Consider the following 15,858-nt stretch of genomic DNA (forward strand, 5'->3'; position numbering starts at 1 on the left):
CTGACGCTGCCCCAGCCCGCAGGGCGGGTGCCGGAGTTCGGCCGTGACGCGCTGATCGTCTGCGAGAGCCTGGTCCGGATCTACCAGACCGGCTCGATCGAGGTACAGGCGTTGCAGGGGCTGGACCTCGTCGTGCAGAGCGGCGAGATGATCGCCGTCGTCGGGGCGTCCGGGTCGGGCAAGTCGACGCTGCTCTCCATCCTTGCCGGAATCGACGCGCCCACCGCCGGGCGGGCCCGGGTCGACCGTTGGGACCTGCTGGCGATGTCCCGCGCGGACCGCGTCCGCTACCGGCGGCACACCGTCGGCTTCGTCCGGCAGCAGAGCACGAGCAATCTTGTGCCCTACCTGACCGCGCGGCAGATGGTCGACCTGCCGATGACCGCAGCCCGCACGCCGGCCCGTACCCGCCGAACCCGGGTCGCCGACCTGCTGGACGCCCTCGGCGTCGCCGACTGCGCCGACCGGCGTCCGGGGCAGATGTCGGGCGGGCAGCAGATGCGGGTCGCCGTCGCGGTCGCCCTCGCCAACCAGCCCCGGGTGCTGCTGGCCGACGAGCCGACCGGCGAGCTGGACAGCGCTACCTCGGCCGAGGTCTTCGGCGCCCTGCGGGACGTCAACCGCCAACTCGGCGTCACCGTCGTCGTGGTGACCCACGATCCCGAGGTCAGCGGCCGGGTCGAGCGGACCGTGGCGATCCGCGACGGGCGGACCAGCAGCGAGGTGCTGCGCCGTTCGGCGACCGGTACCGACGGCGACGTACGGATCATCGCCGAGGAGTACGCCGTGATGGACCGCGCCGGTCGGGTCCAGGTGCCTCGGGAGTACCGCGAGGCGTTGGCGTTGACCAGGCGGGTCCGGCTCGCCCTGGAGGCCGACCACGTCGAGATCCGCCCGGACCGCAGCGACCACGTCGAAACCCCGCCCGACCCCGGCGACCGTCCGTGACTGCCGCCGCGCTGCTCACCGTGCGGGGCGTCAGCCGGAGCTTCGGTTCCGGGTCGACGGCGGTGCACGCGTTGCGGGACGTGTCGTTCGACGTCGAACCAGGAGCCATGGTCGCCCTGGTCGGCCGTTCCGGCTCCGGCAAGACCACCCTGCTCAACATCGTCGGCGGGCTGGACCGGCCGGATTCCGGCACGGTCGTCGTCGACGGCACCGAGGTGACCGCCCTCGACGAGGACGGGCTGTCCCGGCTACGACGCGGGACGGTCAGCTACGTGTTCCAGACGTTCGGGCTGATCCCGGTGCTGTCGGCGGCGGAGAACGTCGGCGCCCCGCTGCGACTTGCCCGTACCCCGGCCCGGGAGCGGGAGCGCCGGGTCGAACTGTTGCTGGAACTGGTCGGCCTGGCCGAGCACGGCCAGCAGCGTCCTGGCGAACTCTCCGGCGGCCAGCAGCAACGGGTGGCGATCGCCCGGGCGCTGGCCGCCTCACCCCGGCTGCTGATCGCCGACGAGCCGACCGGGCAGCTGGACGCCGAGACGGGTCTGTCGGTGATGTCGCTGTTGCGCGGGGTGGTGGAGTCCGAGGGGGTCACCGCGCTGATCTCCACACACGACCCGGTGATGATGGCGCTGGCGGATCGGGTGATCCAGATCCGGGACGGCCGGCTCGACGACACTCCGCCCGGCCCGCCCGACGACGAGTCCGGCGCGGGCGGTACGGCGGGGCGGAGCGACGGGTGCTGAGGCTGCTCGGGCTTCGTGCCCGTGCGCAGTGGCCGATGCTCGCCGCGCTGCTGGCGGTGGTCGCGCTCGGCGCGACACTGCTCGGCACCTGCGCGCTGCTGGTCACCCGTACCGCCGATCGGGCGTTCGAGGTTGCCGCCGCCCGGGCCGCCCCCGGGGAGGTCGGCGTCACCGCCTACACCGTCGACGTGCGGGGCGCCGATGCCAGCTCGGTGGCCGCCGACACCCGTGAGCTGCTGACCTCGACCCTCGCGCCGTTCTCCGCGACGACGGCCATCCGGGCGTCGTCCGCGTTCCGGCTGCTGCCGGAGAGCCTGGCCGGACACGGCAGCGTCCCGACCGAGACGTACCTGTCGGCAATGGACGACCTGCCGGCCCGGGCCGAACTGCTCGACGGCCGTTGGCCACGGGCAGCCGGCGGGGCCACCCCGGTGGAGGCCGTCCTGCTCGAGCCCATGGCCCGCCAGCTCGGCCTCACCCTCGGCAGCCGCGTCCGGCTCGGCGCGGAGTTGAACAGCGAGCCCGCCCCGGCGGTCGAAGTGGTCGTCGTCGGCGTGGCACGTCCGCTGCCCGGTACCGGCTGGGACCGCGACCCGCTCGGCGGGGCCGGCTACGATCCCGCCTTCGGCGACGGGCGCTACCTGCAACCGGTGCACGCCTACGGTCCGGTCGTCGTCGCGCTGCCTGATCTGCTCTCCGGTGCGCACACGCTCGACCGGATGGAGATCACCGCCCAGCCGGACCTCTCCGGCGCGGCCGGCCACGACCTGGAAGCCGTCGCCGCTGCGGTACGCGGTGCCGACCGACGGCTGGCGGGGATCCTCGGCGACCGGGTGAGGATCGAGAATGTCGCCTCGCGGCTGCCTCAGACGCTGTCGAACGCCCGTGCCCAGCAGCGGGTCACCGCTGGTACGGTGCTCGCCGTCGCCCTGCTCGGCGGGGTGCTGACCGCCGCCGCCCTGGCCCTCGCCGGTCAGCTCGCCGCCGGGGTACGCGCCGACGAGACCAGCCTGCTGTCCACGCTGGGTTTCGGCGGTGGCCGGCTCGCCGGCACGGCGGCCGCCGAGGGTGCCGGGTTGGCGGTGCTCGCCGCCGCGCTCGCCGTCCCCGCCTCGTCCCTGCTGCATGCCGGCCTGACCCGGCTGCCACCACTGGCCGGCGCCGGCCTGGCCGGCCCACCGCAGGTGACCGCCCGGCAGGTGGTCGTCGTGCTCGGTGGCGTACTCGTGCTCGCGGGGGTGCTGGTGGCCCGCGTCGTACGGCCGGTTGCCACGGCCGGCGGTCGGCAACAGCCGGGCGGGCTGCTCGCCCGGTCCGGTGCCGACGTGCTGCTCGTGGCGTTCGGCGCCGTCGGTCTGTGGCAGCTGCACGCCCAGGCCACCGGCGCCGACACCCGGATCGACGCCGTCCGGGTGGTCGCACCGGCGCTGTTGCTGGCCGCCGGCGCCGTACTGGCCCTACGCCTGGTGCCGCCCGCGCTGCGCGGTGTCGAGCGGCTGGCCCGGCGGGCCCGGGGACTGGCGCTTCCGCTGGCCGTGTTCGAGGCGGCCCGCCGGCCGCAGGCGGTCGCGGCGGGCCTGCTGGTCGGCCTCACCTGCGCGGCCGGCACGTTCGGGGTCGGTTTCGGCGCCACCTGGGAACGATCGCAGCACGACCAGGCCGACCTGTCGGTCGGCACCGACCTGGCGATCGCGTTGGCGGCCCCGCCGGTCGCCGGGCAGGGCGCGGACGTCAGCGCCGCGACCGGGGGAGCGGTGAGCCCGGTCGCCGCCCGTGGGGTCGCCATCGGCGACTGGCTGGGCAGTGCCGGCGACGCACCCCAGCTGGTCGCGGTGCACACCGGGCAGGCCGAGGCACTGCTCCGGGGACGACTGGACGGCGACCGTGGCTGGGCGGAGGTGGGGGCCGCACTGGCGCCGCCGACCCGCGCCGTCGGCGTCGCCGTACCGGCCGGGTCCGTACTGACCCTGAGCGGCACGGCGACCGGTGCGACCCCGCTCGTGGTGGCCCCCCGGCTGCTGTTGCAGGACGGTACGGGCCTGCGGACGACCTGCACCGGGGCGCCCGTCCGACTCGACGGCGCGGTGCACCGGTTGCCCGGGTGCGTGCCGGCCGACGGTCTGGAACTGGTCGGGCTCTCGCTGCCGATCGCCGCCGACCCGTCGGCCGGAGTCTCCGATCCCGGCAACAGCCAGGTCGCCGTGACGCTGGCGGCGCCCGGGGCACAGGCCCGCAGCGGTGCGGCGCCGTGGACCGCCACCTCCGCCCCGCCCGCACCCGGGATGCTCACCCGGTCGGCCGTCTCGCTCGCCGGCACCGCCTCGGGTACCGAGCTGAGGATGACGACGACCGTCCAGCTCAGCGGCCCGCAGGACGCCGCCCGCAACCTCGTCGTGACCGCCTTCCCCGCCCCCGGACCGGTGCCCGTGGCCGTCTCGGCCCGCCTCCGCGACGAACTCGGCGTGCGCCGTGGCTCTGTGCTGAGCATCGTCGTGAGCACCAGCGACGTCGCCGTCGTCGTCACCGAGGTGGTGCCCGAGGTGCCGGCCGCGCCCGGTGCCGCTGCCATCCTGGCCGACATCGACCTGCTCTCCCGTGCCCTGGTGGTCGCCGGCAACCTGCAGTATCCGGTGAACGGCTGGTGGATCGGCCACCCCGGCCAGCCGGACGCCGCCGCACGCGCCGCCGCGCTGCACATCGGCACGGTCGACAGTAGGGCCGCCGAGACCAGCCGGCTCAGCGCCGGACCGCTGCGCGCCGGACTGCCGGCCGCGCTCCGGTTGCTCGTTCCCGCCGCCGCCCTGCTACTGGTCGCCGGTGTCGTCCTGCACGTCCTCGTCGACCTTCGGGCCCGCGCCGTCCAGGTGGCCCGGCTGCGGGCGTTGGGTCTGACCCGGCGGGAGGTCCGCGCTGTGCTGTTCGGCCAGTACGCCGGCCTGCTGTTGCCGCTGCTGGTCGCGGGTGCGGCCGTCGGCGCGTTCGGTACCTTCGCCGTCGCGCCGCCGCTGATCCGTTCCGACGCCGGTGCCGCGCCCGTCCCGCCCGTCGCGCCGCACTGGCCGTGGGCGGCCGAGGCGGCCCTGCTCGCCCTGCTGCTGGCCGGTTGCCTGCTCGCGGTGGCGCTGGTGGTCACCGTCCGGACCCGCCGCGCCGGGGCCGGGTACCTCCGGGTGGGCTCGTGATCCGACGGTGGCGACCAGCACCGCACTGGCCGACGGTGCGCAGCCGCCCGCGGTTCGACGCCGGGCCGCTGCTGCTGATCGCGGTCGTCGTCGTCTCCGTCGTGCTGTTCGCCGCCGCCGTGCCGCCGCTGATCCGGGCCACCGCCGACGTCGCCGTCCAGGACGCGGTACGTCAGGCCGGCGACGACGCCGCAGTCCGGGTACACACCGGTTGGGAGCCGGACGCCGGGCCACACGGCGGGCGGGTACGGGACCCGTACCTCGCCGAGATCGTCGACGACGTGGCCGGGATGGCCGAGGACGAACTCGGTCCCGAGTTGGCGGCGATGCTGCGGCCACCCATCAGCACCGTCACCAGCGGTACCCTGAAGATCACCGACGGAAGCGTGCAACGCACCTTCCGGCTCAGCTATCTCGCCGGCGATGCCTCGACCGGCGGCGGGCCGGGCGTCACCTGGATCGCGGGCGGGGCGCCCCGGCCGGCCGTTCCGGAGCGGGACAGTCGGATCGAGGTCCCGTACGGTGGGCCGCCCTGGCCGGTGCAGGTCGGCCTGTCGAAGGCGGACGCCGAAGCGCTCGGCGTCGGCCCCGGAGACCGCATCCCACTGGTGGACCAGCAGAACAGGAAGAAGCACGTCCAGGTCAGCGGCATTTTCGAGGCGACGGATCCGGATGATCCGGCCTGGCGGCTCGCGCCATGGCTGCTGCGTCCCGTGCCCGGCGTGGACGGCGTGGGCAGCACCCGGCTCGCCGGGCTGCTCTCCGCCGATTCCCTGCCGGACGCCCGGCTCGCGTTCGAAGACGACGAACTGGACCGGGTCGTCTGGTTCGGGCCGGAACCCGAGGCGCTCGGCCAGGATTCCGCCGCGCGGGTCGCCGCGACCGTGGTCGCCCTGAAGACCTCCTCCGGTTCGTCCAGCCTCTACGGCGGCACGCTGCGCTGGGAGACCCGGCTCGACGTCGTGTTACGGGACGTCCGGACACGGATCGCCGCCGCCACCGCGCAGGCGTCGGTGCTGCTCATCGGGGTGCTGACCGTCACGGTACTGGTGCTGCTGCTCGCCGCCGACCTGCTGGTCCGGCGCCGCGTCCCGGCGTTGTCCGCCGCCCGGCAGCGCGGCGTCGCCCTGCCGGATCTCGCCACGGAACTGCTGGTCGAGTCCACCGTGCTGACACTGGTGGCCACCGCGGTCGGGCTCGGGCTGGCCGCTGCCGTAGCCCCGGGGGTCTCCCTGGGTGCGGCGGCTCCGGTGGTCCTCGCCGCCGTCGCTGCCGGTCCGGTGCTCGGCACCCTCGCCGCCGCCCGGGCCACCCGGGGGCGGCGCGTCCTGGCCAACCGGGCGGCACGCCGCTGGGTCCGCCGCACCGGTGAACTTCGCCGGGCCACCCTGGAGGTCGGGCTCGTGGTCGCCGCGGTGGCCGCTTTCGTCGCACTTCGCCAGCGCGGAATCCTTCCGGCGGTGCCGGCCGGCGCGCCGACCGGTCCGGACGCGGGCCGGGACAGTGGCCTGGCACTGCCGGCGAGTGCGCCCGCACTCGGTGCGCTCGCCGGTGCGCTCGTCCTGCTCCGGCTGCTGCCGGTCGGCACCCGTTTCGCGCTGCGGCGCTCGCTGCGGTCCCGCCGCCCGCTCGCGGTGTTCGGCGCCGCCCGGGCGGCCGCGACCTCGGCCCGGGTACTTCCGCCGCTGCTTCTGGTGACCGCCGTCGCGCTGGCGTCGTTCACGGTCACGTTGCAGGCCACCGTTGTCCAGGGCCTCGCCGCCGGTGCGTGGCGTACGGTCGGCGCCGACGCCCGACTCGACGTCGTCTCGGCGGACGCCGCCGCCACGGGAGCGGTCGCCCAGCGGATCGTCGCCGCGCCCGGGGTCCGCCAGGTGGTCGTCGCGGAGGTGGCTGACGGCGACCGGATCACCGCCGATTCGGTACTGGTCGCACCACGTCTGGTCATCGTCGACGCTGCCGCGTTCCGGCGGCTCCTGGCCACGACGCCGCTGCCGGACGGGCCGGAACTCGACCGGCTCGCCGTGCCCGGTCCCGGCCCCGTCCCGGCGCTGGTGCGTTCCGCGGACGGCGGACTGCGGCCCGGGATGAGGCTGGAACTCCGCCGTCGGGAAGGTCCGGGCATACCGCTCGCGGCGGTCGGCACCGCGCCGACCGTCGGCGACGCCGACGACGTGGTCGTGGTGGATGCCGCCGCCGTCGCCGCCGCCGGTGTTCCGGTTGTGCCGAACACGGTGTGGGCGGCCGGTCCCGGGGCGGCTCGGGCGGTCAGCGACAACGCCGGCGCGGGTGACACCGCGATCCGCGAGGAGGTACTGGCGCAACGCCGGAACGAGCCGCTCTCGCTGGGCCTGCTGCGGCTGGGCTGGATCTCGGCCGCGATCCTGCTGGCCCTGGGGCTGCTCGGGCTCGCCCTCGGCTCGGCGGCGAGCGCGCCGGAGCGGTGGCAGACGCTGACCCGGCTGCGGACGCTCGGACTGCGGCCGGCGGACGCCCGCTGGGTCGCCGCGGGGGAGCTGCTGCCGCCGGTCGTCGTCGCCGCCGTGGGCGGGCCGCTGCTCGGTGTGCTGCTCGCGAGTCAGCTGCTCGGTCCGCTCGCACTGCGGCGGCTGACCGGGCAGATCACCGATCCGGCCCTGGCGCTGCCGTGGTGGCAGCTCGGCCTGTTCGCCGCCGCGTTGCTGGTGGCGGTCGTTTCGGTGATCCGGATCGAGTTCGCGTTGCGGCGTCGCTGGCGGCTGGGCGAGGTCCTGCGGGCCGGTGGGGGATAGCCGCCGGCCCGCCCGGGTGGCGGTCACGGGCGGCGGCGTCACCGGCGAGGTGGCGGCCGCGCCGGTCGGCCCGGTGGTGCCGACCGACTGAGCGGGGCCACCTCGCGGCGACCGGCCGACGCCAACCTGGCGGACCGTCAGGACCTGCGCGCGGCGGCCCGGAGGGCGGTCTCGACGATGCCGGCGTATCCGACGTGTCCGGCCCGGTTCGGGTGGTACGACTCTCCGATCGGGTTGGAGGTGCCGTTCAACCATTCGACGTCGTCGCAGACCGCGTGCCCGGTGAACGGGCCCCGGGCGTCGACGAAGGCGAACCCGTGCGCGGCGGCCCGGGCGGCGATGGTGGTGGCGAGCAGGTCCGCCGCGGCGTTGAGTTCGGCCTGCTCACCGGGGGAGATCCGGGCGATGATGTTGCACTCCTCGCCGTTGAAGAGGCGGGGATAGCCGACCACCGCGACCCGGGCGTTCGGGGCCAGGCTGCGGATCCGGGAGTAGAGCTGGTCGAGCCGGCCCGGCAGCGTGTTCCGGATGGTGTTCTCCGCGCTGTCGATCTGCGACCAGCAGGTGGTGGGCCAGGGCAGCGCGCACTGCACGATCACCGACGACCAGCCGATGTCGTTGCCGCCGGCCTGCACCGTGACGTAGCTGGTGGCCGGGTTGAGGCTGCCGAGCTGCCCGCTGAGCACGCTGGAGGTGGTGGCTCCGGCGCAGGCCGGGAAGCTGAGCGTGGCACCGAGCCGGGCGGCGTCGAGCGTCGGGTAGGAGTGTCGGGAGCGCTGGCAGGATCCGCTGTCCGGGTAGTACTCCCGGGTGCCGGTGCCGGAGGCGTACGAGTCGCCGAGTGCGGTGTAGGTGGTCGCCGCCGCCTGTGCGGGTACGGCGGCCAGCCCGACGGTGAGCGTGGTGACGAGTGCGACGGTGACGGCGGCTAGCAGGGGGACCAGACGACGAGACAGCGACATGGTTGGCCTCCTGACATAGGCGAATGTAGATGTCAGGTTGGCAGATACCTGCGTGGTGCGGAAGTGGCTGTGCAGGTTTCTTTCCTCGTGCGCCTCCGGATGTCGGGATTGTTCGCGACCGTCCTCGAACCGGCGGCACCGGAGCGTCCCGGTCTGTCCTGCCGGGCCGAGTGTCCCGTCTCGACTGAAAGGACGAGGTGCGAGCCATTCGCGATCATCTACCCTCCGGATGCCGGTTGCCGGGCGGGGCGGGGGCCGGTGGGTGGAACGCCCTTCTGGACGCTCCGCCTGCAGATTTAGGACCGAAATGCGCATTTCGCTCTTGCGCCGCGCCACACTGTCCGGTGTGGCCCTCGCGGCGACCGTGCTCGCCGCGTCACCACCACCGGCGGTGGCCGCGCCGGCCGGCAGTGCCGCGACCGGCGCCATCAGCGGCCGGCTGACCACGAGTGCCGGCGCCGGTGCCGTGGGTGCCTGGATCGGCCTCTACGAGGCCGACGGCTTCGACTTCATCAACGGGACCACCACCGGGGAGGACGGCCGGTACACCTTCGAGGGTGTCGCCGCCGGGTCGTACCTGGTCGAATTCGTGCCGAACAGCGGACCCCGGCAGTACTACCGGCAGAAGTCGGATATCTGGGACGCCGACCCGGTCGTCGTCACGGCCGGCGCCACCAGCACGGCCGACGAGCGGCTGTTCCCCAGCGGCATCGTCAGCGGAGAGCTGAGCACGGCGACCGGCGAACCCGCGGCCGACGTCTACGTCAGCGTCCGCGACGACGACAGTGGCGAGTGGTCCGGCGGGCTGACCGACGCCGACGGGCGCTACCGGATCAGCGCGCTGCCCGGCACGTACGTCGTCTCGTTCCAACCCATCCCGGGCACCTACCAGGAGCAGTACGTCCCCGGAAAGCTGGACCCCACGGACGCCACCCGGTTCGAGGTCGTCGCGGACGCCGAGATCGTCGCTAACGACACGCTGCTGCCCGCCGGCAGCCTCTCCGGAAGGTTCACCAGCCAGGCCGGCGAGCCGATGTCCGACGTGCACGTCGCGTTGCAGACCCCCAACGGCCACTACGCGGGCGATGCCGGGTACACCGACGACGACGGCGAGTTCCGGGTGCCGGCGCTGCTCGCCGGGACGTACCAGGTGAGCTTCACCGTCGGTGAGCAGACGCAGTACTACCGGGGCCGGCTCTCGGCGGCGGACGCGAACCCGGTGGTGATCCGCGGCGGCGAGCCGACCCGGATCACCGAGAAGCAACTCGGGACCGGTTCGATCCGGATCACCGCGGTGGACGCGGTCACCGGCGCGCCGGTCGGCCGCTTCTGCGTGCAGTCGCAGTGCGGCAGCGGCTCGGTCACCCTGCACGACCTGCCGAAGGGGGCGCACGACCTCAACCTCTACACCGAGGACGGCAGCTACCACAACAAGGATCTCCTCGGCGTGCGGGTCGGCGTCGGGCAGACCACCGAGCGGACCGTCAAGCTGCGCCCGGCAGCCGTCATCACCACCACGGTGGTCGACCGGGCGACCGGACGGCCGGTCTCCGGCGTCTGTGTCGCCGCGTTCCGGCCGAGGCAGGCGGCGCTCCAGGACGGCTACGGCAACTGCAGCGACAGCGCCGGGCGGATCCGGGTCGGACGGCTGAACGGCGGTGAGCACCGGCTCTTCGTCAACCCGCGCGGCTCGACGTACGGCCGGCAGTGGGTCGGACCGGACGGCGGCACCGGTGACGAACGGCAGGCGGCTGTGGTGACGGCGACGGTCGGTCAGACGGTGACCGCGCCGCAGATCAAACTGGATCGGGCCGGCACCGTCACCGGCCGGATCACCGACGCGGCCACCGGTGCGCCGATCAAAGACGCCTTCGTCTCGGTGCTGACCGCGCACCCCGGCGTCGGAGTGGGCGACGCGCACCCGGACGCCGACGGGCGCTACACCCTGGCACGGCTCGGGCCGTACGAGTGGCCGGTGGTCGTGCACGCGTACGGGTACGCGAGTCAATGGTCCGGCGGTGGCGCGCCCAGCCGGTACACCGCGACCCCGGTCAGGGTCACGGCCGGCGGCAGCGTCACCAACGACGTGGCGGTGGCCGCCGGCAGCGAGGTGGCCGGCAGCTTCACCAACGCCGACGGGGTGCCCTTCGAGAGCGGATACGTGATCGCCCGCAACGCGGAGACCGGTGACGTCGCCGGAAGCGTCTGGATGTCAGGCGGGCACTTCCGGATGCGGGTGACCGGGCCGCAGCGGGTGTACTTCACCTACGACGTGACGTTCCAGGCGGAGGAGCACCTCAACGGCACCTACCGGGTGACCAACCCGGACGGCACCAGGACGGTGCCCCGGTTCAAGGTGCCGGCCAGCGGCACCCTCACCGTCGACCTGGTGGTCCCGACCAGCTGAGTCGGCGACAACCCGCGACGGTAACGTGCGGGCCGGACCTCCCCGGTCCGGTCCGCACGTTCCGCGCCCGGCCCCGGTGGGCCAGACCGGATCTGCGCCCACAACATGAGGTCGTGCGGGTCAGCGGGCCGCGATCGCGTGGAACGCGCCGGCCCGGGTGCCGACGTAGATCCGCCCACGCCACACCGCCGGGGTCGACTCGATGCAGCCGCCGAGCTTGACCTTCCACAGTGGCTTCGGCGCGGCCCTGGTGTCGGCGACGTCGTACGCGTGCAGCGTTCCGCCGCAGTCCCCGATCACCAGTACGTCGTCGACCACCACCGGGGACTGCCAGGTCGGGCCGGGCAGTTCGAACCGCCACCGTACGGCCCCGGTCGCCCGGTCGACGCCGAGCACCTCACCGCCCTGGGTGTCGAAGATCGCGATGTCCTTGTGCAGGGCGGGACTGCCCCAGATGCCGGCCGGCCGGTCCGCGTGGTCGTCGACGTGCCACACGCTCGGGTCGCCGCTCCGCCCGGGGTCGAGCTTCATCATCTGCCCGACCTGCTTGGAGCGTGCCGTGCCGCGCTCGTACTCCGAGCCGACGTAGAGCGCGCCGGTCTCGTCGACCGCGATCGAGGCGTCGGTGTCGTCACCGGTCCAGAACCGGAACACCCGCTTCGGCTTGCGCCCCTGCTTCAGGCCGCTGATGTCCCAGCCCTGCACCAGGCCACCGGAGTTGGCGAAATAGACCACGTTGCCGGAGACGGCCACCGAGTTCTCGATCGAGACCATCCGGTCGTCCACGTCGCGGAGGAGTTGGGCGTCCCAGCCGGGGGCGTTGAACACCAGCTTCGGCTTGACCGTGACCTTGCCGTCGGGGCCGTACCTCCGGTTGAGCTTGACGATGTGGAACTGGCTGTTCTCGCCACCCAGGAAGAGGTGGTCGTCGAGGATCAGGCCGGCACCGTCGAAGTCGTCGTTCCACATCGTCGGCGAGACCGCCCGGGCCGAGAGCTTCCACAGCTCGGTCGGCCTGCCCCGGTCGATCGCGAGAACCCGGTAGTAGTTGTCCCGCGATCCCGAGTAGACCAGCGGGAACCCGTCCGGGTCGACGGTGACGGAACCCTTGATGATGTCGCCGGTCGGGAAGTCCGGCAGGATCCGCTCGCCGGTCTCGCCGTCCAGGAAATGGATCCTGTGGTCGTACGCCCCGAAGACCACCCAGGTCCGCCCGTCCCGCTCGAACACGGCGGGTTGGCCGGTCCAGCCTGTACCGCACCAGACCCGGGTGCCCTTCTCGTCGGTCGACTTCCCGCAGAGGCCGCCGCTGCGCGGGAACTGCCAGCGTCGGGCCGGAGTGGTCCGGGGCATCGGCCCGGTGCCGTAGTAGGTCCGGCTCGGGTTGCCCCGGAAGGTGAGCAGGCCGTTGACCTTGTCGCCGTAGGGTTTGCCGACCAGGGCCGGATCGGACCAGCCGGTGAACGGGGTGGGTTTGGCCGCACCCGCACCGCCCGGAGTGGGTGCGGCACTGCCCGACCAGCTCGGGCCGGCCTCGGGGTCGTCGCCGCCCGTGCCGCACGAGGTGAGGCCGAGTACGGCCACCAGGCCGACCGCGACGAGCCGGGTCGGAGTGGGGGTGAATCCGCAACGCAGTGGTCCGGTCACCGCAACAGTGTGCCTACCCGGGGCAACTATCGGCAGGATCGCTGTTCGGCCGTTTCAATGTCGGCTCGTTCCGCCGGGTTCGCCTGATGATCGGTGGAGTGGCCATCCCGTGAACGGCGGAGCCCGGTGGCCGGTGGTCGGCGTCCCAACGGCGGCGGCGGGTCTGCCGGGCGGCGGCTACCGGTCGCTTCGGACCCTCGCCGAACCGGCCGTTTCGGGGGGCTGATGCCCATCCGGGCGCTCTGCCCGATACGCCCGTTGTGTTCGGCGGTGCGTCGGTCGGAAATCTGACCTGACACCACCCGTTGTGCCGCTGATCCAGGGTGGTTAAGCTCCTTGGTGCGCGCCCCAATCGCCCGCTTCCCCCGTGGCAGGCGATCGGGGCGCGCACCTATGTCCGGCCGTTTGCCGCAGGCCGCGCAGCTTCCCGAGCTGCCACCCCTCTTCCCATGGACTTCCGGTGGCCGTCCACGGTGGAACCGCGCCGCCCGGCCGTCCCGGGCGGCTGTCGGCGAAGGCGTCAGATCCAGCGGTTGCCGAGCCACATCCGGGTCGACCACTCGGCGTAGGGCAGGATCTGCCCCACGAAGATCGGGTGGAAGTAGGCGAAGCAGATCGCCACCAGCAGGACGTAGGTGCCGGCGACGATCGCGCCGATCATGCGGCGGTCGCTGGTCCGGCCGCCGTGCCCACCGTCGCCGTCCGATCCGGCCGGCGGATCACCGCCGGCCGCAGGGCCCGCCGGTGCCGGGGCCGGGGATCGGGCCGGGCCCGTGATCGCGCCCAGCACGTAGGTGACGGCCAGGATCATGAACGGCACCACCGGCGCGACGTAGAAGAAGAACATCGTCCGGCCTTCCAGCGCGAACCAGAACCACGGCAGCAGGCCGGCGGCGACCGGCAGCAGGATCGCCGGGGCCCGCCAGTCCCGCCGGGCCAGACCCAGCCAGGCGAGTGCGGCCAGTGCCGGGAGGAACGACCACCACAGGATCGGGGTACCGAGCAGCAGGATCTCCGAGGCGCAGCTCGGGGCCCCGCAGGTGCCCTGGTCCGACCAGTGGAACGCGACCGGCCGGCCGAGCAGCAGCCACTGCCACGGCCAGGACTGGTAGACGTGTTTGTCGTCCAGGCCGGAATGGAATTTCAGCGCCTCCTGGTGGTAGTGCCAGAGGTTCTGCAGGCTGCCGATGACCGGCAGGCTGGACTGGCCGGTGTCGGCCCGCCAGTTCCGGAAGTAGCCGTTGTCGCTGGCGAACCAGCCGGACCAGGTGGCGAGATAGACGAGCCCGATCAGCACCCCGGCACCGAGCAGCCAGAGCCCCTCGTCGACGAAGGTGTCCCGCCACGGTCGGCGTACCCCTGCGGACCGCCGGGCGCCGACCTCCCAGAGCACGACCAGCAGGGCGAAGACCGGTACGAAGTACAGTGCGCTCCACTTCACCCCGAACGCACAGCCGAGCAGCACGGCGGCGAGCAGGCGCCACCACGGCACCCCGTCGGACCAGCGGAACGGCGGCCGGTTGCGCCGTCCCGGCTGGCTCGGGTCGATGCCGGACTCGATCGCCCGCAGCCAGCGCTTCCGCCGGACGTCCCGGTCGACGACCAGGGCGCCGAACGCGGCCAGAATGAAGAACATCAGGAAGATGTCGAGCAGTGCGGTGCGGGAGAGCACCAGGTGGAAGCCGTCCAGTGCCATCAGCAGCCCGGCGGTGCAGCCGAGCACCGTCGACCGGAACATCCGGCGGGCGATCCTGATCAGCAGCAGGACGGAGAGCGTCCCGACGGCCGCGGCGGAGAACCGCCAGCCCAGCTCGTTGTAGCCCCAGATCTGCTCGCCGATCGCGATCATCCACTTGCCGAGCGGCGGGTGCACCACGTACGCGGCGGTGTTGTTCTTCTCGTCCCATTCGATGCCGCGCAGCAGCAGGTTGTGCGCGTCGGTGGCGTAGTAGATCTCGTCGAAGATCTTGCCCTTGGGGTTGCTCAACCCGACGAAGCGGAGGATGCCGGCGATCAGCACCACCACGGCGGTGGCCAGCCAGGACCACGGTTCGAGCCGGGCGTCGAACGGGGCCAGCCGGCGGCTGATGATCGCCGGTATCCCTCCGCCGGGACGCTCGGGACGCTCGGTGGTGGCCGTTCCGGCCGGGGTGGCCGCGACCACCTCGACCACCGGGGCCGGCGGCGGCCCGGCGGTGCCCGGGCTCTCGGTCTGCGCTGTCGACGCCAGAGTCACCCCGTGATCGTAGGCTGCGATGGTGTGAAACGGGGCACGACGCTCGCTATGTGCGATGACAGTTATCGATGAAGGAGTCAGCTGGTGGGAAAATCGCCCGGTAACGGCCGGCTGATCCTGCTTGGCGCGCCGCTCGGCAACCCCGGCGACGCCTCGGCGCGGCTGCGGGAGGCCCTCGGCGAGGCCGACATCGTCGCCGCCGAGGACACCCGCCGGCTCACCCGGCTGGCCCGGGACCTGGACGTGACCATCACCGGCAAGATCGTGTCGTACTTCGAGGGCAACGAGGAACGCCGTACCCCCGACCTGGTCGACGCCGCCGGGGACGGCGCGCTGGTGGCGCTGGTGACCGACGCCGGGATGCCGAGCGTCTCCGACCCCGGCTACCGGCTGGTCCGGGCCGCGCTCGACGCGGGGGTGCCGGTCACCGTGGCGCCCGGCCCGAGCGCGGTCACCACCGCGCTCGCCCTCTCCGGCCTGCCCACCGACCGCTTCTGCTTCGAGGGGTTCCTGCCCCGCACCGGCGGCCCGCGCCGGGCCCGACTGCGGGCGCTCGCCGCCGAGGAGCGCACCCTGGTCTTCTTCGAGGCGCCGCACCGGGTGGCCGGTGCGCTCGCCGACCTGGCCGCCGCGTTCGGCCCGGAGCGGCCGGCGGCGCTCTGCCGCGAGCTGACCAAGACCTACGAGGAGGTGCTGCGCCGCCCGCTCGGCGAGCTGGCGACCTGGGCCGCCGACGGCGAGCCGCGCGGCGAGATCACCCTGGTCGTGGCGGGCGCCCCGGCGGTCGCCACGCCGGTCCCGGCCGCCGCCGACCTGCGGGCCGCGGTCGCCGACCTGGAGGCCGAGGGTACGTCCCGACGCGACGCCATCACCGCCGTCGCCACCGGGTACGGCCTGCGCAGGCGGGACGTCTACTCCGCGGTGCACCCCCCGACGTCGAGCTGATCGCCGACCGTCGGGGG

General features: G+C 73.6%; 9 protein-coding genes. 6 read left to right on the top strand and 3 right to left on the bottom strand.

Annotated features, from left to right (window positions below; all coding sequences use genetic code 11):
- The first annotated feature begins 27 nt into the window (after positions 1-27).
- Genes V1634_RS20355 through V1634_RS20370 form a run of 4 tightly spaced genes read left to right on the top strand, consistent with a single transcriptional unit; the run spans position 28 to position 7,644 of the window.
- Positions 28-948: an ABC transporter ATP-binding protein gene (locus V1634_RS20355; RefSeq protein ID WP_331209478.1), complete on the top strand. Its 921-nt coding sequence runs from the start codon at positions 28-30 to the stop codon at positions 946-948.
- Positions 945-1,691, top strand: a complete 747-nt coding sequence (locus V1634_RS20360; protein WP_331209479.1) for an ABC transporter ATP-binding protein — start codon at positions 945-947, stop codon at positions 1,689-1,691. The genes V1634_RS20355 and V1634_RS20360 overlap by 4 nt, the downstream gene beginning before the upstream one ends.
- Positions 1,685-4,873 carry an FtsX-like permease family protein gene (locus tag V1634_RS20365; RefSeq protein WP_331209480.1) on the top strand — a complete coding sequence of 1,063 codons (3,189 nt, stop codon included), beginning with the start codon at positions 1,685-1,687 and terminating at the stop codon, positions 4,871-4,873. The genes V1634_RS20360 and V1634_RS20365 overlap by 7 nt, the downstream gene beginning before the upstream one ends.
- 35 nt (positions 4,874-4,908) lie before the next feature.
- A complete protein-coding gene (locus tag V1634_RS20370) occupies positions 4,909-7,644 on the top strand; it encodes an FtsX-like permease family protein (RefSeq protein WP_331209481.1) in 2,736 nt (911 codons plus the stop codon).
- A 137-nt stretch (positions 7,645-7,781) separates the two neighbouring features.
- Here V1634_RS20370 and V1634_RS20375 read toward each other — a convergent pair whose 3' ends face one another.
- Positions 7,782-8,606: an SGNH/GDSL hydrolase family protein gene (locus V1634_RS20375; RefSeq protein WP_331209482.1), complete on the bottom strand. Its 825-nt coding sequence runs from the start codon at positions 8,604-8,606 to the stop codon at positions 7,782-7,784.
- Positions 8,607-8,952: 346 nt separating this feature from the next.
- Between V1634_RS20375 and V1634_RS20380 the strand changes: the two genes are divergently transcribed.
- Positions 8,953-11,013 (top strand): carboxypeptidase regulatory-like domain-containing protein, encoded by a 2,061-nt coding sequence (locus V1634_RS20380; RefSeq protein ID WP_331209483.1) that lies wholly within the window; start codon positions 8,953-8,955, stop codon positions 11,011-11,013.
- Positions 11,014-11,133: 120 nt separating this feature from the next.
- Here the strand turns inward: V1634_RS20380 and V1634_RS20385 are convergent, their stop codons facing one another.
- A complete protein-coding gene (locus tag V1634_RS20385; RefSeq protein ID WP_331209484.1) occupies positions 11,134-12,660 on the bottom strand; it encodes an outer membrane protein assembly factor BamB family protein in 1,527 nt (508 codons plus the stop codon).
- A 520-nt stretch (positions 12,661-13,180) separates the two neighbouring features.
- Positions 13,181-14,833 carry a dolichyl-phosphate-mannose--protein mannosyltransferase gene (locus V1634_RS20390; RefSeq protein WP_331209545.1) on the bottom strand — a complete coding sequence of 551 codons (1,653 nt, stop codon included), beginning with the start codon at positions 14,831-14,833 and terminating at the stop codon, positions 13,181-13,183.
- Positions 14,834-14,980: 147 nt separating this feature from the next.
- Here V1634_RS20390 and rsmI point away from each other — a divergent pair, with 147 nt between their 5' ends.
- Positions 14,981-15,841: a 16S rRNA (cytidine(1402)-2'-O)-methyltransferase gene (rsmI, locus tag V1634_RS20395; RefSeq protein WP_331209485.1), complete on the top strand. Its 861-nt coding sequence runs from the start codon at positions 14,981-14,983 to the stop codon at positions 15,839-15,841.
- Positions 15,842-15,858: the final 17 nt, after the last annotated feature.

The sequence above is a fragment of the Plantactinospora veratri genome (assembly GCF_036421995.1).
Taxonomy (GTDB): domain Bacteria; phylum Actinomycetota; class Actinomycetes; order Mycobacteriales; family Micromonosporaceae; genus Plantactinospora; species Plantactinospora veratri.